We start from the raw sequence: 18,327 nt of genomic DNA on the forward strand, positions 1-18,327 counted from the left end.
ACGGGGTGACAGAGTGTTTCCGGAAAATGGGGGTTTCGGGGGCTACAACGGCAGGCGTGCGACCAGGAGTTTGCCGTCCATGGTCACCCCGCCGTCCATCGCCACCGCGAGGTCGTCGGCGTAGACGTGCGGTCCCTCGATGACGGTGGTCCGGTCGGGGGAGTCCGCGGTGTACTCCCCGCCGACCTCGCCGAGCAGGTACGGGATGGGGCTGTGGCCGTGCACGACGCGCCGGCCGCCGTAGGTGTCCAGCAGTTCCCGTGCCGCCTGCGCCCCGGTCTCGCCGCGGAAGGCGAAGCGCCGGGTGAACTTGCGGAACAGCTCCCAGCACTCGTCGGCGTCGCCGCGCTGCAGGATGCCGGTGACCGTGTCGTTCATGGCGTCGATGGTGTCGCCGTACTCCAGGTACGCCGTGGTGTCGGAGTGCAGCAGGAGGTGGCCGTCGGCGAGGGCGGCCGCGTCCAGCCGGGACATCCAGGCGATGTGGTGGTCCTCGAGCCGCTCCATGTCGCTGGTCTGGCCGCCGTTGAGGCGCCAGGCGGCCAGGAAGGTGGCGGTGCCGGCGGCGGAGTTCACGGGTGTGTCACCGAAGCGGTGGGCGCCGTAGAGCAGCAGCTCGTGGTTGCCCATGAGGGCGCGGGTGTAGCCGCCGGCGGCGGCGGCCTCGGCGGACAGCTGCATGACCAGATCGATCACGCCGACGCCGTCCGGGCCGCGGTCGGTGAAGTCGCCGAGGAACCACAGCCGGGCGTTGCCGGCCGCCCAGTGGCCCTCGGAGTCGATCAGCCCGATCGCGTACAGGGCGTCGCAGAGCTCGCCGAGGTAGCCGTGGACGTCGCCGACCACGTAGAGCGGGCCGAGCGGCGGTTCGTCGGCGGCGCTGATGACCGGGAGGTCGCGCTGGGTGGGCGTGTACTCCTCGGGGAGCGGCGCCTCGTCGACGAGCGTGGGCTCGTAGCCGGACTGCGGGCCGGGAGGCGCCGGTGGCGCGCTCTGGGCCGCGGCCTGAGCACCCTGTGGACGCCCGCCGAACCCCGTGCCGAGCATGGGTCCCTGACCTGCCCCCTGAGTCATCGAACCCTCCACCGTCGCGCCGCCATCCGCCCATCATAGGAATGACGATGTCGCGACGTGACACACCTGGTGATAGCGATTTCATCTGGTCCGGACAAAACCCCCCGGGGCGGGCCCATCGTGCCCTGGAGGATACGGCTCCGCATCGGTGGGTCCGGGTGCGCGCCGCGGTGCCCCCGCTCCCCGCCGCTCGCGCGGCTCATCCCCCGGAGGGGCCCCGCGGCGGGTTCACCGTGGTGCGGGGGGAGCGCGGTTGGGAGGAGGTGCGGACGATGAGGTCCGTCGGCATGACCTGCTGCACCGGCCGGCCGTCGTCGACGCCTTCGATGGCGTCGATGAGCAGTTGGACGACCGCGGTGCCGATGCGTCCCGGTTTGAGGGAGAGCGTGGTGATGGGCGGCTCGGTTGCCGCGTAGACCATGCTCTCGCTGCAGCACACCAGCAGCAGGTCCTCCGGGACGCGCAGCCCGTAGCGGCGGGCGGCGGCCAGCAGGTCGGTGCCGTTGGGGTCGAAGAGGCCGTAGACCGCGTCGGGCCGGTCGGGGCGGGCGAGCAGCCGGTCGGCGGCGACGGCCCCGGCGCAGGGGTCGTGGGCCGGGTAGGACTCGACCACCGGTTCCTGCCCGATCCGCTCGCACCAGCTCAGATAGGCGCTGGTGGACAGCCGGGTGTAGGTGTCCGTGCTGGTGCCGGTGAGCAGGCCGATCCGGCGCGCGCCGGACTCGGCGAGATGGTCCAGGATGCCGAGCACGGCGGCCTCGTGGTCGTTGTCGACCCAGGCCTGGACGGGCAGGCTGCCGGCCGGGCGGCCGTCGCTGACCACGGGGATGCCCTGCCGGACCAGTTCGGTGACCATCGGGTCGTGGTCGGAGGGGTCGATCACGACGGTGCCGTCGAGCGCCACGTTGCTCCACACGTCGTGGCGGGACGAGGCGGGCAGGATGACCAGGGCGTAGCCGCGCGCGAGCGCGGCCGAGGTGGCGGCCCTGGCCATCTCGGCGAAGTACGCGAACTCGGTGAAGGTGAAAGGTTCTTCCCCGTAGGTGGTCACGGTCAGCCCGATGAGCCCCGACCGGCCGGTGCGCAGCGTTCGGGCGGCGGCCGAGGGCCGGTAGCCCAGCCGTTCGGCGACCTCACGGACGTGGCGGCGGGTGGCGTCGGGCAGCCGGCCCTTGCCGTTGAGCGCGTCGGAGACAGTGGTGATCGAGACACCGGCCGCGGCGGCCACGTCCCTGATGCCCGCCCGCTCCAGCCGGCGTCCGACGGGCCGGTTCGCCTGGTGGTTCCCTGCTGCTGTCATGGCGTGGTGATAGTAGGGCTCGGGTGGTCCGTTCGCGGGGGGCCCGCGTGGCGCATTGACAGAGACGTTTCTTCGTCCCGCGATCCGGGACGAGGCCTTGAATGCGCAGGTCGCATGAGGTTTCGACCGCTGGTTGCGCGACCGGCCGCCGGGATCCCAGGGGCATGTGCCCCTGGTCGGGAGCCGTATCAACTCACCCCTACGAGGGATGCGCGCCACCGCGCGCGCCACCGGCGCGCATGGCTTTCTCCAGCACGCCGCGGCGGCCGGGCGCCCCTCGGTGCCCGCATGCCTCAGGGCCTCCCCAGAGAGCAGGGCCGCTCATAGGGTGTGGGCATGAACCCCCGACTGCGCCGCGAACTGGACGGTATCCCCACCTACAAGCCGGGTCGACCCCCGGCGGTGGCGGACGGCGTGACGGCTTACAAGCTGTCCTCCAACGAGAATCCCTACCCGCCGCTGCCCGGTGTCCTCGAGGCGGTCACGGCCGCCGCGGGGAGCTTCAACCGCTATCCCGACATGGCCTGCACCGCCCTCCAGTCCGAACTGGCGGACCGGTTCGGCGTTCCCCCCGAGCACATCGCGACCGGCACCGGATCGGTCGGCGTGGCCCAGCAGTTGCTCCAGATCACCTCGGGCCCCGGCGACGAGGTCGTCTACGCCTGGCGGTCCTTCGAGGCGTATCCGATCATCACGCAGATCAGCGGCGCGTCCGCGGTGCCGGTCCCGCTGGACGCCGAGGAGACGCACGACCTCGACGCGATGGCGGACGCGATCACCGACCGCACCCGGCTGGTCTTCGTCTGCAACCCCAACAACCCCACCGGCACCGTGGTCCGCCGCGCCGCGCTGGAGCGCTTCCTGGACCGCGTCCCCTCCGACGTGCTCGTCGTCCTCGACGAGGCGTACAAGGAGTTCATCCGCGACCCCGAGGTGCCCGACGGCGCCGAGGTCTACCGGGACCGGCCCAACGTCGCCGTGCTGCGCACCTTCTCCAAGGCGTACGGCCTGGCCGGCCTGCGTGTCGGCTTCGCGATCGCGCACGAGCCGGTGGCGGTGGCGCTGCGCAAGACCGCCGTCCCCTTCGGCGTCAGCCAGCTCGCCCAGGACGCCGCGGTGGCCTCGCTGCGCGCCGAGGAGGCGCTGATGGACCGGGTGGACGCGCTGGTCGCCGAGCGGGCCCGGGTGTACGAGGGGCTGACCGCGCAGGGCTGGACGGTCCCGGTGACGCAGGCCAACTTCGTGTGGCTGCGGCTGGGGGACCGTACGGCGGACTTCGCGGCGCGGTGCGAGAGCGCGGGGGTCACGGTGCGTCCGTTCGCCGGTGAGGGCGTGCGGATCACGATCGGTGAGACCGGCGCCAACGATGTGCTGCTGCGTACGGCCGAGGCCTTCCGCAAGGAGCTGTAGCCCCCGGCGCTTCCTCCCTTTTGCCCCCTCCCACCCCCCGGTGCGAGGGGGCAAAAGTGTGTACGTCATACTGAGCTTGTGAATGCGTTCACTTTCACAAGCTCATCTAGACAGGAGGCGTGACGTGGACCTGGCACTGGACCCCGTCGTCGTCGCGCGATGGCAATTCGGCATCACGACCGTCTACCACTACCTCTTCGTGCCCCTCACGATCTCCCTCGCCGCCCTGACCGCCGGCCTCCAGACGGCCTGGGTGCGCAGCGGCAAGGAGAAGTACCTCCGGGCGACGAAGTTCTGGGGCAAGCTCTTCCTGATCAACATCGCCATGGGGGTGGCCACCGGCCTGGTCCAGGAGTTCCAGTTCGGCATGAACTGGTCGGACTACTCGCGCTTCGTCGGCGACGTGTTCGGCGCCCCGCTCGCCTTCGAGTCGCTGATCGCCTTCTTCTTCGAGTCCACCTTCATCGGCCTGTGGATCTTCGGCTGGGACAAGCTGCCGCAGAAGCTCCACCTGGCCTGCATCTGGCTGGTCTCGCTGGGCACCATCCTGTCCGCGTACTTCATCCTCGCCGCCAACTCCTGGATGCAGCACCCGGTCGGCTACCGCTACAACAAGGTCACCGGCCGCGCCGAACTCACCGACTTCTGGGCCGTGCTCACTCAGAACACCACGCTCGTGGTGGTCTTCCACACGCTGACCGCGGCCTTCCTGACCGGCGCCGCCTTCATGATCGGCATATCGGCGTACCACCTGGCCCGCCGCAAGCACGTCGCCGTCATGCGCACCTCGCTGCGCCTCGCCCTGGTCACCGCCGTCGTCGCCGGCCTGCTCACCGCGATCAGCGGCGACCGGCTGGGCAAGGTCATGTACCAGCAGCAGCCGATGAAGATGGCCGCCGCCGAGGCCCTGTGGGACGGCCAGTCCCCGGCCCCGTTCTCGATCTTCGCGTACGGCGACGTCGAGAAGGGCCACAACACCGTGGCCGTCGAGGTCCCCGGCCTGCTGTCCTTCCTCGCCCACGACGACTTCAGCTCGTACGTCCCCGGCATCAACGACGTCAACAAGGCCGAGCAGCAGAAGTACGGCCCCGGCGACTACCGGCCCAGCGTCCCGGTCGCCTACTGGGGCTTCCGCTGGATGATCGGCTTCGGCATGACCTCCTTCGCGGTCGGTCTGGCCGGACTCTGGCTCACCCGCCGCAGGTTCTGGCTCGCCGAGGACCGGCGCACCGGCGACGACGAGCCACCGCACCTGATGCTCACCAGGAACACCGCCCTCTCCCCGACGCTGTCCCGCTGGTACTGGCGGATCGGGCTGCTCACCATGGGCTTCCCGCTGATCGCCAACTCCTGGGGCTGGATTTTCACCGAGAACGGCCGCCAGCCGTGGGTCGTGTACGGGCTGCTGCGCACCGAGGACGCGGTCTCCCCCGGCGTCTCCACCGCCGAGATGCTGACCTCGCTGGTCGTCCTCACCGCGCTCTACGCCGTCCTCGCCGTCGTCGAGGTCAAGCTCCTGGTCAAGTACGCCAAGGCCGGGCCGCCCGAGCTCACCGAGGCCGACCTCCATCCCCCCACGAAGATCGGCGGCGACGCCGACGCCGACCGCCCGATGGCCTTCTCGTACTAGGGAGAGACGGCATGCACCTCCACGACGTCTGGTTCGTCATCATCGCCGTCCTGTGGACCGGCTACTTCTTCCTCGAGGGCTTCGACTTCGGCATCGGCGTCCTCACCCGGCTGATCGCCCGTGACCGCCCCGAGCGGCGGGTGCTGATCAACACCATCGGCCCGGTCTGGGACGGCAACGAGGTCTGGCTGATCACCGCCGCCGGTGCCACCTTCGCCGCCTTCCCCGAGTGGTACGCCACCCTCTTCTCCGGCTTCTACCTGCCGCTGCTGGTGATCCTGCTCTGCCTGATCATCCGGGTCGTCGCCTTCGAGTACCGCGCCAAGCGCCCCGACGAGCGCTGGCAGACCACCTGGGAACGGGCCATCTTCTGGACCTCCCTCATCCCCGCGTTCCTGTGGGGCGTGGTCTTCGCCGACATCGTGCACGGCGTGGCGATCGACCGGTCCGGTGACTACACCGGGCAGGTCTGGGACCTGCTCGGTCCGTACGCCCTGCTCGGCGGCCTGGTCACGCTCAGCCTCTTCACCTTCCACGGGGCGGTCTTCGCGGCGCTCAAGACGCTCGGTGACATCCGCGCACGGGCCCGCCGCTTCGCCACCGGCGCCGGTGCGGTCACCGCGCTGCTCGCGGCGGCGTTCCTGGTGTGGACGCGAGGCGACGGCGGGGACGCCGCGAGCCTGGCCACCGCGATCGCCGCCGTCCTGGCGCTGCTCGGGGCGCTCGGCGCGAATCTGCGCGGACGGGAGGGCTGGGCGTTCGCCCTGTCCGGGATCACGGTCGTCGCCGTCGTGGCGACGCTCTTCCTGACGCTCTTCCCGGACGTCATGCCCTCGTCGCTGGACCCGGCGTGGAGCCTGACGGTCGAGAACGCGTCCTCGACCCCCTACACCCTGAAGATCATGACCTGGTGCGCGGGGATCGCGGCACCCCTGGTCGTGCTCTACCAAGGGTGGACGTACTGGGTGTTCCGCAAGCGGATCGGCACCCAGCACATCGCCGAAGCGCACTGAGCGACACGAGGGGCTGTTTCACGTGAAACCCGTCGACCCGCGGCTGCTGCGGTACGCCCGCGCCACCCGCGTCTTCCTCGCCGTCTCCGTCCTGTTGGGCCTCGCCGGTGCGGGGCTGGTCATCGCCCAGGCGATGCTCCTCGCGAAGATCGTGGTCGGCGGGTTCCAGGACGGCCTCGGCACGGGGGAGTTGCGCACCCCGCTGCTGCTGCTCGCCGGGGTCGCGGCCGGCCGCGCGCTGGTCTCCTGGCTCACCGAACGGTGCGCCCACCGGGCCGCGGCGGAGGTGAAGTCCACCCTGCGCACCCGGCTGATCGACCACGCGACCCTCCTCGGCCCGGCACAGCTCACCGACCGCCGGACCGGCGAACTCACCGCCCTCGCCACCCGCGGAATCGACGCCCTCGACGGCTACTTCGCCCGCTACCTGCCGCAACTCGGGCTCGCCGTCGTCGTTCCCGTCGCCGTCCTCGCCCGCATCGTCACCGAGGACTGGGTCTCGGCAGCCGTCATCGCCGGCACCCTGCCCCTCGTCCCGCTGTTCATGGTCCTCATCGGCTGGGCCACCCAGGCCCACATGGACCGCCAATGGCAGCTGCTCGCCCGGCTGTCCGGGCACTTCCTCGACGTCGTCGCCGGCCTGCCCACACTCAAGGTCTTCGGCCGTGCCAAGGCGCAGGCGGCGTCGATCCGGGCCGTCACCGCCGACTACCGGCGGGCCACGATGCGGACGCTGCGCATCTCCTTCCTCTCCTCCTTCGCCCTCGAACTGCTCTCCACGCTCTCCGTGGCCCTCGTCGCGGTCGGCGTCGGCATGCGCCTCGTGCACGGTGAACTCGACCTGTACACCGGGCTGGTCATCCTCGTCCTCGCACCCGAGGCCTACCTGCCGCTGCGCCAGGTGGGCACCCACTACCACGCGGCCGCCGAAGGGCTGTCGGCCGCCGACGAGGTCTTCGCCCTGCTGGAGACCCCGGCCCCGCGGCACGGGGACGCCGCCGCCCCCGACCCGCGGACCGCGGCCGTCGAGGCCGAGGGCCTCACCGTGGCAGGCCGCCTCGGTGCGGTGTCCCTGCGGGTCTCCCCCGGTGAGACGGTGGCGATCACCGGGGCCAGCGGCGTCGGCAAGTCCACGCTGCTGAGCGTGCTCCTCGGCTTCACCCGGCCGACCGCCGGACGCGTCCTGGTCGGCGGCACCGACCTCGGCGCCCTCGAACTCGCCGACTGGCACCGCCACATCGCCTGGGTCCCGCAGCGGCCCCACCTCTTCGCCGGCACCATCGCCGACAACGTCCGGCTCGCCCGCCCGGACGCCGACGACGCGCAGGTGCGCGCCGCCCTCGACGACGCGGGCGCCCCCGAACTCGAACCCGCCCGCCGGCTCGGCGAGGCCGGCTCCGGGCTCTCCGCGGGGCAGCGCCAACGGGTCGCGCTCGCGCGGGCGTTCCTCGCCGACCGGCCGATTCTCCTGCTGGACGAGCCCACGGCGGCGCTGGACGGCGGGACCGAGGCCGCCGTGGTCGAAGCGGTCCGGCGGCTCGCCGTCGGCCGCACCGTCCTGCTGGTCGTCCACCGGCCCGCGCTGCTGGCGATCGCGGACCGCGAGGTGCGGCTCGGCGACGGACCGGTGCGCACGGACATCCGGACCTCCGGGGTGGCGGGGTTCTCCCCGCGTCCGCCGGCGCCCGCCGAACCTGCCGACACGGACACGGACACGGACACCGGCGCCGGCGCGCCCGCCCGTTCCACCGGGACCCGGCCGGGGGAGACCGGCGCGGCGCGGCGCATACGGGCCGCGGCGTCGCCGCTGCGGCCGCGGTTCGTGCTCGCGCTGGTGCTGGCGGCGCTCGCGCTGCTGAGCGCGGCCGGCCTGATGGCGACCTCCGCATGGCTGATTGCGCGGGCCTCGCAACAGCCCCCGGTGCTCTATCTGATGGTCGCGGTGACGGCGACCAGGGCCTTCGGTATCGGACGCGCCGCGTTCCGGTACGCGGAGCGCCTGGTGTCGCACGACGCGACGTTCCGCGCGCTCGCGGACCTGCGGGTGGCCGTCTACCGCCGCCTGGAACGCCTCGCGCCGGCCGGGCTGCGCGACATCCGCCGCGGGGACCTGCTCTCCCGCCTCGTCGCGGACGTGGACTCCCTCCAGGACTACTTCCTGCGCTGGCTGCTGCCCGCCTCCGCGGCCGCGCTCACCGGCGCCGTGGCGGCCGGTTTCACGGCGTGGCTCCTGCCGGAGGCCGGGGCCGCCCTCGCCCTGGGGCTGCTCGCGGCGGGCGTGGCGGTACCGGCACTGTCGTCCGCGCTGTCCCGCAGGGCGGAGCGCGCCCTGGCCCCGGCGCGCGGGGCACTGGCCACGCAGGTGGTCGACGTGCTCACCGGCACGGCCGAGGCGGCCGTCGCCGGGGCGCTGCCCGCACGGCGCGCGAAGGCCGCGGACGCGGACCGGGCGCTGACCCGGATCGCGGCCCGCTCGGCGGCGGGGGCCGCGCTCGGCGCGGGCCTGAGCAGCCTGCTGACCGGGCTGACCGTCGTCGTGTGCGCGTTCGCCGGGGTGCAGGCCACCGCTGCCGGCCGGCTGGACGGCCTGGAGCTCGCGGTGGTCGTGCTCACCCCGCTCGCCGCGTTCGAGGCGGTCGCGGGTCTGCCCCTCGCGGCCCAGCACCGCCGCCGCAGCCTGCGCGCCGCACAGCGCGTCCACGACGTCCTGGACGCCCCCGAGCCCGTACGGGAGCCGGAGCACCCGGCGCGGCCGCCGCGGGCACCGCACCCGGTGGTGCTGCGCGCCCTGACCGCGCGGCACCCCGGGCAGCCGGTGCCCGCCCTCGACGGCGTCGACCTGGAACTGACCGCCGGCCGCCGCCTCGCCGTCGTCGGCCCGTCCGGCGCGGGCAAGACCACCCTGGCCCACGTCCTGCTCCGCTTCCTGGACCCGGAGTCCGGCGCCTACACCCTCGCGGGCACCGACGCGACGACCCTCGACGGCGACGCCGTCCGCCGCATGGTGGGGCTGTGCGCCCAGGACGCGCACGCCTTCGACAGCACGGTCCGGGAGAACCTGCGGATGGCCCGCCCCGGCGCCGCGGACGCCGAGCTGACGGACGCCCTGGCCGCCGCCCGGCTGGACATCGGCCTCGACACCCCCGTGGGGGAGCACGGCACCCGCCTGTCCGGCGGCCAGCGCCAGCGCCTCGCCCTCGCCCGCGCGCTGCTCGCCGGCTTCCCCGTCCTCGTGCTCGACGAGCCCGCCGAGCACCTCGACCTGGCCACCGCCGACGCCCTCACCGCCGATCTGCTGGCCGCGACGGCCGGCCGGACGACCGTCCTGATCACTCACCGCCTCACCGGACTGGCCGAGGTCGACGAGATCGTCGTCCTCGACCGCGGCCGGGTCGTGCAGCGCGGCACCTACGACGAGCTGGCCGTCGCCGAGGGCCCCTTCCGCCGCACGCTGGAGCGCGAACGCGCAGCTGACACGCGGACCGCGGCGCTTCCCGCACCGGCGTGAGGGCCGCTCCCGGCCTACGCTCGCCGTATGGCAGAACGACTCGCCAAGCTGCTCGACGCGGTCGGCTCCGTCACCACGGCACTGCTCGGCAACCCGGGGGCCGGGGCGCTCGACGTCGTCGCGGAGCAGGCCCGTGGGCTGGTGGAGGCCGACGCCGGGCTCGTTCTGCTGCCGACCGCCGAGGCCGGCCTGGAGGTCGTCGCGGCTTCGGCCGACCATCCGGCGGGCCTGGTCGGCACCGTCCTGGAGGGCGACAGCCCGGCCGTCGGGCCCCTGCTGGCGGGGGAGCCGGTCCACATCGAGGACGCGGCCACCGACGACCGCATGGGCGCGACCATCACGCCCCGCTTCGGGCCCAGCATGATGCTGCCGCTGCTGAGCAGCGGGCATGTGATGGGGGCGCTGGCCCTGCCACGGGTGCGCGGCGCCCCGGGCTACACCGAGGACGACCGCATGTTCGCCACGCAGTTCGCCGCGCAGGCCGCACTGGCGCTGCTGCTCGCCGAGGCGCAGCGGGACCGCAACCGGCTGGCGGTGTACGAGGAGCGCGACCGTATTGCCCGCGACCTGCACGACCTGGTCATCCAGCGGCTCTTCGCCACCGGGCTGATGCTCCAGGGCGCCATCCGCAAATCGGTGCCGCCCGAGGCCGAGGCGAGCATCGCGCACGCCGTCGACGAGCTGGACGCCACCATCCAGGAGGTGCGCACCGCGATCTTCGCCCTCCAGCAGGAGCCCGGTGACGACGCCCCGGCGGGACTGCGCGCCCAGGTGCTGCGGGAGACCTCCGTGGTCGCCCGGGGCCTGGGCTTCCCGCCGTCCGTGCGCTTCGTCGGCCCCGTCGACTCACGGGTCGGCGCGCTGAGCGCGCGCAACCTGATCGCCGCGCTGCGGGAGGCGCTGTCGAACGTGCTCCGGCACGCCGGGGCCACCCGGGTCGAGGTGGTCGTGGACGCCACCGCCGTGCTCGGCGACGGGCTGGAGGGGGTCCGGCTCATCGTCTCCGACGACGGGGTCGGCATCCCGGAGACCGGGCGGCGCAGCGGCCTGCGCAATCTGGCCCGGCGGGCCGAGGCGCTGGGCGGCGAGTCCACCTTCGGACCGGGCCCCGACGGCAAGGGCACCACCCTGGCCTGGGAGGCGCCCCTGTGACGGTGGCCTGGGCAGCTCAGCGGTCGCTCAGCGCTTCGAGAGCATCCGCTCGATGACCCGCGCGACGCCGTCGTCCTCGTTGGCGGCGGTGCGGTGCGTGGTGGCCGCCAGCACGTCCGGATGGGCGTTGGCGACGGCGTACGAGGTGCCCGCCCACGACAGCATCCCCAGGTCGTTGGGCATGTCGCCGAACGCGACCACCTCGTCGGCGCTGATCCCGCGGTCGGCGCAGCAGCGGGCCAGTGTGGTCGCCTTGCTGACGCCGGTGCCGCTGATCTCCAGCAGCGCGGAGGGGCTGGAGCGGGTGATCTCCGCGTACTCCCCGGCCGCGGCCAGCGCCGTGCGCAGGAAGACGTCCGGGTCCATCGACGGGTGCTTGGCCAGCAGCTTCAGCACCGGCTGACCGCCTCCGGCCGCCCCGACCAGCTCCTCCACGGGCGCCACGATCGCGTCGGGCACGGGTGAGTACGGCGGGTACTCCGGCTCGTACGCGAAGCCGCCGGTCAGTTCCACGGCGAAGGTCGTACCGGGCACGGTGGTGCGCAGGGCCGTGACCACGGACAGCGCGTCGCGCGCGTCGAGCGGATAGGCCGCGAGCAGCCGCCCCCGGTGCAGGTCGTAGACGGCGGCGCCGTTGGCGCAGATGGCCATGCCGTGGCCGGCGGTGTGCTCGGCGACGACATGCATCCACCGGGCCGGACGTCCGGTGACGAAGAAGACCTCGACACCTGCCGCCTCCGCGTCCGCGAGCGCGGCGATCGTCCGGTCGGAGACGGTCTTGTCGTCGCGCAGCAGCGTGCCGTCCAGATCGGTGGCGATCAGCCGCGGTACGGGGACCGAGAGGAGGGAGTCCGTGGAGGGGGGAGGCTGGGTGGCTGAGGTCACCGCCCCATGGTCGCTTATCCGGCCGCGGATGGCTGCAGCCGGGGACCGGGTGCGATCACCGCCACATTCCGCGCCGCGGCATTGTCAGTGGCGGCTGTCACCATCACGGCATGGCACTCATGACGCGTTGTGAGGAACAGCCCGACCGGGAGCCGGTGCTCCTGGCCGATGCCGTGGCGACCGTCCTGGACGGGATCGGCTTCGGCTCCCGCGGGGAGATTCCCGCCCAGGTCCCCGTCCAGGTCCGCGTCGCCGATCCGGCGGCCGGCACCCCCGCCACCTGCGCCCGGTGCGGCTCCGCCGCCGTGTCGCACCGTACGACCGGTGGCCGCCGGGCCGGCCACGCCGACGTCTGCCCGGCGGGGCCACCGCCGGGCGCGCCGGCGGTGCCGCTCGCCCGGTGGCGGCGGCGGGGGACCGGGCACAGCCTCAGCTGAGCTGCGCGGGGGCCTCGGTGGCGATGCGCTCGAAGACCTTCTCGTCGGCCGCGTAGACCGAGTCCGCCACCGGCCAGTGCAGGACGATCTCGGTGATGCCGACCTCCGCGTAGCGGCCTGCGAAGTCCACGAAGGCGTCCAGGGACTCCAGTGGGCGCTCCGCCGTGGACCCGGTGAGCAGCACCCGCTCCAGCTCGCCCGGATCGCGGTCGATCTCCGCGCACGCGATCTCCAGCTTGTCGAACTGCCGGGAGACCACCGTCGGGCAGTCCTCGACCGGCACGTCGGCCGGACCCCTGGGGTCGCCGTACGTCACCCACGCCTGCCCGTAGCGCGCGGTCAGCTGCATCCCGCGCGGCCCCGTGGCCGCCACGGCGAACGGGATCCGCGGCCGCTGCACGCAGCCGGGGATGTTCCGCACCTCTCGCGCCGAGTAGAACTCCCCCTCGTAGTCCGCGACCGGTTCGGTCAGCAGCCGGTCCAGCACCGGCAGGAACTCCCCGAACCGGTCCGCCCGCTCCCGCGGCGTCCACGCCTCCTGGCCCAGCGCCGTGGCATCGAAGCCGGTCCCGCCGGCGCCGATGCCCAGCGTCAGCCGGCCGTCGCTGACGTCGTCCACGGTGATGAGTTCCTTCGCCAGCGTCACCGGGTGCCGGAAATTGGGCGACGTCACCAGCGTGCCCACGCGCATCCGCTCCGTTGCCGCGGCCGCCGCCGTCAGCGTCGGCACCGCCCCGTACCAGGGGCCGTCCCGGAAGCTCCGCCACGACAGGTGGTCGTAGGTGTAGCCGGTGTGGAAGCCGAGTTGCTCGGCCCGCCGCCACACCTCCCGTCCCTGCGCGGCCCAACGGTAGATCGGCAGAATCACAGTGCTCAGACGCATGGAACGACCATACGGCCCGGCCCTCGGGCCTCTCCCCGTGTCCACCGGCCGACGCCGCCGGTCGTCCCTGCCGAAGCCGCCGATGGGGGAACGCGGCGTCCGTCCGGCCATGCCGCCGCAGCCGTGCACGGCGCGTGCGACCCCGCGCATCCGCCACCGGAAGCCGCGCCGGGGCTTTGGGCACGTCGGGTGGTCCTCGGCGCGGACACCGCCCGAGCGGAGCGGTCGGGAAGGCCACCACGGCCTCCCGCCCCTCAAGCCGGGCCTTGGGACCGTCGGGAAATAACACCGGTGTCCATGACCCGCAACTCGGGAGATTGTCAGGTGAGCGGGCCTCCGAACGGGGCTGAGGGGGCCCCGCTTGGGCCACCCGGGTGGTGTTGATCCGAATATCGCCACTCTCGAGGTGCGCTTCCGGGCATTTCGTGCTCACTTCCGCATCATCGGACTAGTCGCTCCCCGACTCACGAGGAAGTGAGAGGTCATGGCTGCCAACAATTACGCCAAGGCGTTCTGGAACGCCTTCGTCACGCTCCTTCTCAAGATGATCGCCGGTCTCGGCTTCGCCGTCCCGGCGGGCCGTACCACCGCCGCCGTCGCCCCGCGACCGGAGGCCGCCCCGCTCTCCCTGGTGGAGGCGCTGCTCGCCGAGACCGCCAGGGAGGTGAACGCACCACCCACGGGCGCGGCAGCGGAACGCCGCGAACCCGTCCTTCCGCCCCGGGTGCGGTCGGCCCGCCATCTCGTTCCCGCCGCCCGGCCGCGGCCCCGGCCCGACCGGGCGACACGGCAGGCCACCGCGCACCGCGCCGCCCTCGCCCGCCGTGCGGCCGTCCCGTCGCCGTCGGCCGGCTCGCCAGGATCCACCGCGTCGCACGAGTCGTCCGCCGCGCACGCCCTCGTCCCCCGCATCGCCGAGTGCCTGCGCGAGCTGTCGCTGCCGCCCACGATGAAGCAGCGCATCCGCGCCGAAGCCCACGGCGCCTCCCCGGTGGCACGCAGTGGTTCGCGCCGGGTCCGTGAGAACGCGTCCGGTCAGCCGGCGATGGCCGGTGCCGACGAGAGCTCGGCCAGGACCGCGGCCGAGGCGCACGCCCGCACGGCCGACCGCCGCCGCGACTGGGCCCTGTGCGCGTGAGCGTCGCGTACGCGCTGCCGCGGACCGCGGGACCGGTCGTGTCGCCCGGACCATCCGGGAGAGCCGACAGCCCGCACAACCCGCACAGCCCCGACAGCCCCGACAGCCCCGACAGTCCCGTACGGCGCCAAGGGCCGGGCAGGAGAAGCCGGTCAGACCGGCTGACGTGCCACCGCCCGCTGGTAGAGCGTCATGCGGTAGATGCCGGAAACGGTCGCGGAGAGCAGGCCCGTCGCGAGGAACAGCGCGACGACGCAGCCCGCCGTGGCGACCAGGACCGTCACACTGTCCGACTCGACCGCGAGGATGAGTGCGATGATCGCGACGACCACCACCAGGGCGGTTGTCAGGGCCAGGCGTATCCCGCCGGCCACCCAGTTGCCCAGCTCCGACCGGCCCAGTGCCATTGAGCGGCGCAGGCCGGTGAAGAGGCCGGTGCCCTCGACGACGATCACGGGCAGTGCGAAGAAGGTCCACAGCGACCAGGACGTGCCGGCCAGTTCGAAGATCCAGGACACCCCCGCGGTCGACTCCAGGACCCGCAGCACCATCCCCAGACTGCTGCCCAGCAGGCACCACGCCAGCAGCGTCGGCAGTCGCCGCAGTGCCGCCCGCAGCGAGACGCGTACGGCCGGGCGCAGGCCCTGCCCCAGCGCGTGCACGGAGTGCAGCAGCGCCGCGTTGAAGTACGTACTGGTGCAGGACACCAGGAAGAACACCACCAGGAGCGCGATGAACTGCCCCGCGGTGGGCGACTGGTCGAGCCGCGCACGCTCCCAGATGCCCCGCAGCGGCTGAAGCCACGCGGTGAGCAGGACGACCCCGAGGGCCCCCGCGCTCAGCGCGGGAAAGCACAGCAGCGCCGGTCTGCGGCGCAGCACCCGCAGGACCGTCCCGACGATCCCCCGTTGCCCGCTCCCCGAGCCCGGCGAGCCGGCCGAACCGCCCGCGTTCCCCCGACGTTCCCCGTTCCCGACGCTCTCCACGACCGTCCCGCCCCTCCCGTACGAACTCCCCGCCGGCCGCAATGTATCCGGCGATCCCCCGTCGATCACCCGTCCCCTACGGGAACGTCAGTCCCAAGGACGACGGACAACCGCCCCCGAGACTGACGACGGGTGTGGCTCGCACCACTAGGTTCGTGGTGTGACTGTGATCGCTGCTGAAAGCCTGACGAAGCGGTACCCGAGGGTGACCGCTCTGGACCGGCTCACCGTGGACATCGAATCCGGGGTGACCGGGTTGGTGGGCGCGAACGGAGCCGGCAAGTCGACTCTGATCAAGATCCTGCTGGGGTTGTCGCCGGCCACCGAGGGCCGTGCCGTCGTGCTGGGCATGGACGTGGCGACCCAGGGCGCGGACATCCGTGCCGCGGTGGGGTACATGCCGGAGCACGACTGCCTGCCGCCGGACGTCTCCGCGACGGAGTTCGTCGTGCACATGGCCCGTATGTCCGGGCTGCCGCCGACGGCCGCGCGCGAGCGGACCGCCGACACGCTGCGCCACGTCGGGCTGTACGAGGAGCGCTACCGCCCCATGGGCGGCTATTCGACGGGCATGAAGCAGCGCGTGAAGCTGGCCCAGGCCCTGGTGCACGACCCACGCCTGGTGCTGCTCGACGAGCCGACGAACGGGTTGGACCCCGTCGGCCGCGACGACATGCTCGGGCTGATCCGGCGCGTCCACACCGAGTTCGGCATCTCCGTGCTCGTCACCTCGCATCTGCTCGGTGAACTGGAGCGCACCAGCGACCACATCGTGGTGATCGACGGCGGCCAGCTGCTGCGCGCCTCCTCCACCAGCGACTTCACGCAGGCCACCGCCTCTCTCGCGGTCGAGGTGACCGACCACGAGGAGGAGCTGCTGAGCAAGCTCACCGCCGCGGGGCTGAACGCGCACGCCGACGGCCATCTGCTGCTCGTCGACATAGAGGGCGACGAGACCTACGACACCGTGCGCGACGCCGTCGCCGAACTGGGCTCCGGCCTGGTCCGGATGGAGCAGCGCCGGCACCGCATCGCCGAGATCTTCCGGGGAGGGGACGACCGTGACGCAGCTTGAGGGACGCGGGCCTGCTGCCGGCGGCGCCCAGGACGTCATTCACGACATCGGGTACCGCCACTACGACGGGCCGCGGCTGGGCCGGGCGTACGCCAGGCGCTCGCTGTTCACGCAGAGCCTGCGGGGCGCCTACGGACTGGGCCGTTCGGTCAAGTCCAAGGTGCTGCCGATGACCCTGTTCGCGGTGATGTGCGCGCCCGCCGCGATCATCGTCGCGGTGGCGATCGGCACGAAGATGACCAAGTTGCCGATCGAGTACACCCGGTACGCGATCATCATGCAGGCGGTGATCGGCCTCTTCCTGGCGGCGCAGGCCCCCACGGCGGTCTCGCTGGACCTGCGCTTCAAGACGACGCCGCTGTACTTCTCCCGCCCGATCGAGGCGGTCGACTACGTCGCGGCGAAGTTCGCGGCGCTCACCTCGGCGCTGTTCATCCTCACCGCGACGCCGGTGCTGATCCTCTACATCGGCGCGCTGCTGGCGAAGTTCGACTTCTCCGACCAGACCTCGGGCTTCGCCAAGGCCCTGCTGGCCGAGCTGCTGCTGTCGATGCTCTACGCGGGCGTCGGCCTGGTGATCGCGGCGCTCACCCCGCGCCGCGGCTTCGGCGTCGCGGCGATCATCGCCGCGTTCACGCTCCCGTACGGCGCGGTCAGCAGCGTCCAGGCGGTCGCCTCCGTCCAGGGCGACAAGGACGTGGTCGGCTGGCTGGGCCTGTTCTCGCCGATCACGCTGATCGACGGGGCGCAGACCTGGGTGCTGGGCGCGTCGTCCTCCTTCGTCGACGCCGCGGGCCCGCCGAACGCGGCGGCCGGAATGGCCTACGTGGTTGTCCTGCTCGTCGCGATCGCCGGCTCCTTCGGCCTGCTGATGCGCCGCTACCGAAAGGCCGTTCTGTCGTGACCACCTTGTCCATCGACCATGTGTCCCGCTGGTTCGGCAACGTCGTCGCCGTCAACGACGTGACGATGACCATCGGCCCCGGCGTCACCGGTCTGCTCGGCCCCAACGGCGCCGGCAAGTCCACGCTGATCAACATGATGGGCGGCTTCCTGGCCCCCTCGGTCGGCAGCGTGACCCTCGACGGCACGGTGATCTGGCGCAACGAGCAGGTGTACCGGCACATCGGCATCGTCCCCGAGCGGGAGGCGATGTACGACTTCCTGACCGCCCGTGAGTTCGTGGTGGCCAACGCGGAACTGCACGGCCTGCCCGACCCGGGCGCGGCGGCCCAGCGGGCGCTGGCCACCGTCGAGATGGAGTTCGCCCAGGACCGCAAGATCGCCACCTACAGCAAGGGCATGCGGCAGCGCGCGAAGATGGCCTCCGCGCTGGTGCACGAGCCGTCGGTGCTGCTGCTGGACGAGCCGTTCAACGGCATGGACCCGCGCCAGCGGCTCCAGCTGATGGACCTGCTGCGGCGGATGGGCGACGAGGGCCGCACGGTGCTGTTCTCCTCGCACATCCTGGAGGAGGTCGAGCAGCTGGCGAGCCACATCGAGGTGGTCGTGGCCGGCCGGCACGCCGCGTCCGGCGACTTCCGCAAGATCCGCCGTCTGATGACCGACCGGCCGCACCGCTACCTGGTGCGTTCCAGTGACGACCGGGCGCTGGCCGCCGCGCTGATCGCGGACGGCTCCACGGCCGCCATCGAACTGGACTGGCACGAGCGGGCGCTGCGGATCCAGGCGATCGACTTCGCCGGTTTCACCGAACTGCTGCCGCGGGTCGCCCGCGAGCGCGGCATCCGGCTCTACACGGTCTCGCCGTCCGACGAGTCCCTGGAGAGCGTGTTCTCCTATCTGGTCACGGCATAGGGCGAGGAGCTTCCCGTG

The 18,327-nt window shown here is 72.7% G+C and carries 14 protein-coding genes and 1 pseudogene; 10 read left to right on the top strand and 5 right to left on the bottom strand.

Going from position 1 to position 18,327, the window contains the following annotated elements; translation table 11 throughout:
* Window positions 1–42 precede the first annotated feature (42 nt).
* Together ACIP98_RS16100 and ACIP98_RS16105 are read right to left on the bottom strand one after the other, a co-directional pair.
* Window positions 43–1,047 (bottom strand): metallophosphoesterase, encoded by a 1,005-nt coding sequence (locus ACIP98_RS16100; protein WP_319663401.1) that lies wholly within the window; start codon window positions 1,045–1,047, stop codon window positions 43–45.
* A 226-nt stretch (window positions 1,048–1,273) separates the two neighbouring features.
* Window positions 1,274–2,374 carry a LacI family DNA-binding transcriptional regulator gene (locus tag ACIP98_RS16105; protein ID WP_401976357.1) on the bottom strand — a complete coding sequence of 367 codons (1,101 nt, stop codon included), beginning with the start codon at window positions 2,372–2,374 and terminating at the stop codon, window positions 1,274–1,276.
* A 336-nt stretch (window positions 2,375–2,710) separates the two neighbouring features.
* Here ACIP98_RS16105 and hisC point away from each other — a divergent pair, with 336 nt between their 5' ends.
* The 5 genes and pseudogenes from hisC to ACIP98_RS16130 all read left to right on the top strand — a co-directional run.
* Window positions 2,711–3,784 carry a histidinol-phosphate transaminase gene (gene hisC / locus ACIP98_RS16110; RefSeq protein ID WP_319663403.1) on the top strand — a complete coding sequence of 358 codons (1,074 nt, stop codon included), beginning with the start codon at window positions 2,711–2,713 and terminating at the stop codon, window positions 3,782–3,784.
* Window positions 3,785–3,908: 124 nt separating this feature from the next.
* Entirely contained in the window at window positions 3,909–5,414 is a 1,506-nt protein-coding gene (locus ACIP98_RS16115) for a cytochrome ubiquinol oxidase subunit I (protein ID WP_401976360.1), read from the top strand.
* Window positions 5,415–5,425: 11 nt separating this feature from the next.
* Complete coding sequence (cydB, locus tag ACIP98_RS16120) at window positions 5,426–6,427, top strand: cytochrome d ubiquinol oxidase subunit II (RefSeq protein ID WP_319663406.1); 1,002 nt, start codon at window positions 5,426–5,428, stop codon at window positions 6,425–6,427.
* 22 nt (window positions 6,428–6,449) lie between these two features.
* Window positions 6,450–9,935 carry a thiol reductant ABC exporter subunit CydD gene (gene cydD, locus ACIP98_RS16125; RefSeq protein ID WP_401976361.1) on the top strand — a complete coding sequence of 1,162 codons (3,486 nt, stop codon included), beginning with the start codon at window positions 6,450–6,452 and terminating at the stop codon, window positions 9,933–9,935.
* A 51-nt stretch (window positions 9,936–9,986) separates the two neighbouring features.
* Window positions 9,987–11,087: pseudogene (locus ACIP98_RS16130) on the top strand (GAF domain-containing sensor histidine kinase); the annotation flags it as partial.
* Window positions 11,088–11,114: 27 nt separating this feature from the next.
* Here ACIP98_RS16130 and ACIP98_RS16135 read toward each other — a convergent pair.
* Window positions 11,115–11,972, bottom strand: a complete 858-nt coding sequence (locus ACIP98_RS16135; RefSeq protein ID WP_319663408.1) for a Cof-type HAD-IIB family hydrolase — start codon at window positions 11,970–11,972, stop codon at window positions 11,115–11,117.
* 110 nt (window positions 11,973–12,082) lie between these two features.
* On the opposite strand from ACIP98_RS16135, the gene ACIP98_RS16140 reads away from it, so the two are divergent.
* Window positions 12,083–12,409 (top strand): hypothetical protein, encoded by a 327-nt coding sequence (locus ACIP98_RS16140; RefSeq protein WP_319663410.1) that lies wholly within the window; start codon window positions 12,083–12,085, stop codon window positions 12,407–12,409.
* On the opposite strand, the gene ACIP98_RS16145 is transcribed toward ACIP98_RS16140, so the two are convergent.
* Window positions 12,402–13,292, bottom strand: coding sequence for an LLM class flavin-dependent oxidoreductase (locus ACIP98_RS16145; protein ID WP_401976363.1), 891 nt, complete (start codon window positions 13,290–13,292; stop codon window positions 12,402–12,404). The genes ACIP98_RS16140 and ACIP98_RS16145 overlap by 8 nt on opposite strands.
* A gap of 484 nt (window positions 13,293–13,776) precedes the next feature.
* Here ACIP98_RS16145 and ACIP98_RS16150 point away from each other — a divergent pair, with 484 nt between their 5' ends.
* Window positions 13,777–14,430, top strand: a complete 654-nt coding sequence (locus ACIP98_RS16150) for a DUF6344 domain-containing protein (protein WP_319663412.1) — start codon at window positions 13,777–13,779, stop codon at window positions 14,428–14,430.
* Between the two features lie 152 nt (window positions 14,431–14,582).
* Here the strand turns inward: ACIP98_RS16150 and ACIP98_RS16155 are convergent, their stop codons facing one another.
* Window positions 14,583–15,311: a DUF6159 family protein gene (locus ACIP98_RS16155; protein ID WP_401976365.1), complete on the bottom strand. Its 729-nt coding sequence runs from the start codon at window positions 15,309–15,311 to the stop codon at window positions 14,583–14,585.
* Window positions 15,312–15,576: 265 nt separating this feature from the next.
* On the opposite strand from ACIP98_RS16155, the gene ACIP98_RS16160 reads away from it, so the two are divergent.
* The 3 genes from ACIP98_RS16160 to ACIP98_RS16170 are packed head-to-tail and all read left to right on the top strand — an operon-like array spanning window position 15,577 to window position 18,309.
* Complete coding sequence (locus ACIP98_RS16160) at window positions 15,577–16,491, top strand: ABC transporter ATP-binding protein (protein WP_401976367.1); 915 nt, start codon at window positions 15,577–15,579, stop codon at window positions 16,489–16,491.
* The gene (locus ACIP98_RS16165; protein ID WP_319663415.1) at window positions 16,478–17,395 is read left to right on the top strand and encodes an ABC transporter permease; all 918 of its coding nucleotides are present in this window, start codon (window positions 16,478–16,480) and stop codon (window positions 17,393–17,395) included. Before ACIP98_RS16160 ends, ACIP98_RS16165 begins: the two co-directional genes overlap by 14 nt.
* Window positions 17,392–18,309: an ABC transporter ATP-binding protein gene (locus ACIP98_RS16170; protein ID WP_319663416.1), complete on the top strand. Its 918-nt coding sequence runs from the start codon at window positions 17,392–17,394 to the stop codon at window positions 18,307–18,309. The genes ACIP98_RS16165 and ACIP98_RS16170 overlap by 4 nt, the downstream gene beginning before the upstream one ends.
* Window positions 18,310–18,327 lie beyond the last annotated feature (18 nt).

The organism is Streptomyces sp. NPDC088354 (genome assembly GCF_044753585.1).
Lineage (GTDB): Bacteria > Actinomycetota > Actinomycetes > Streptomycetales > Streptomycetaceae > Actinacidiphila.

Coding starts and splice junctions, on each gene's coding strand:
- ACIP98_RS16100 (WP_319663401.1), bottom strand. CDS start 1,047: ATGCTCGGCACGGGGTTCGGCGGGCGTCCACAGGGTGCTCAGGCCGCG.
- ACIP98_RS16105 (WP_401976357.1), bottom strand. CDS start 2,374: ATGACAGCAGCAGGGAACCACCAGGCGAACCGGCCCGTCGGACGCCGG.
- hisC (WP_319663403.1), top strand. CDS start 2,711: ATGAACCCCCGACTGCGCCGCGAACTGGACGGTATCCCCACCTACAAG.
- cydB (WP_319663406.1), top strand. CDS start 5,426: ATGCACCTCCACGACGTCTGGTTCGTCATCATCGCCGTCCTGTGGACC.
- ACIP98_RS16140 (WP_319663410.1), top strand. CDS start 12,083: ATGGCACTCATGACGCGTTGTGAGGAACAGCCCGACCGGGAGCCGGTG.
- ACIP98_RS16145 (WP_401976363.1), bottom strand. CDS start 13,292: ATGCGTCTGAGCACTGTGATTCTGCCGATCTACCGTTGGGCCGCGCAG.
- ACIP98_RS16150 (WP_319663412.1), top strand. CDS start 13,777: ATGGCTGCCAACAATTACGCCAAGGCGTTCTGGAACGCCTTCGTCACG.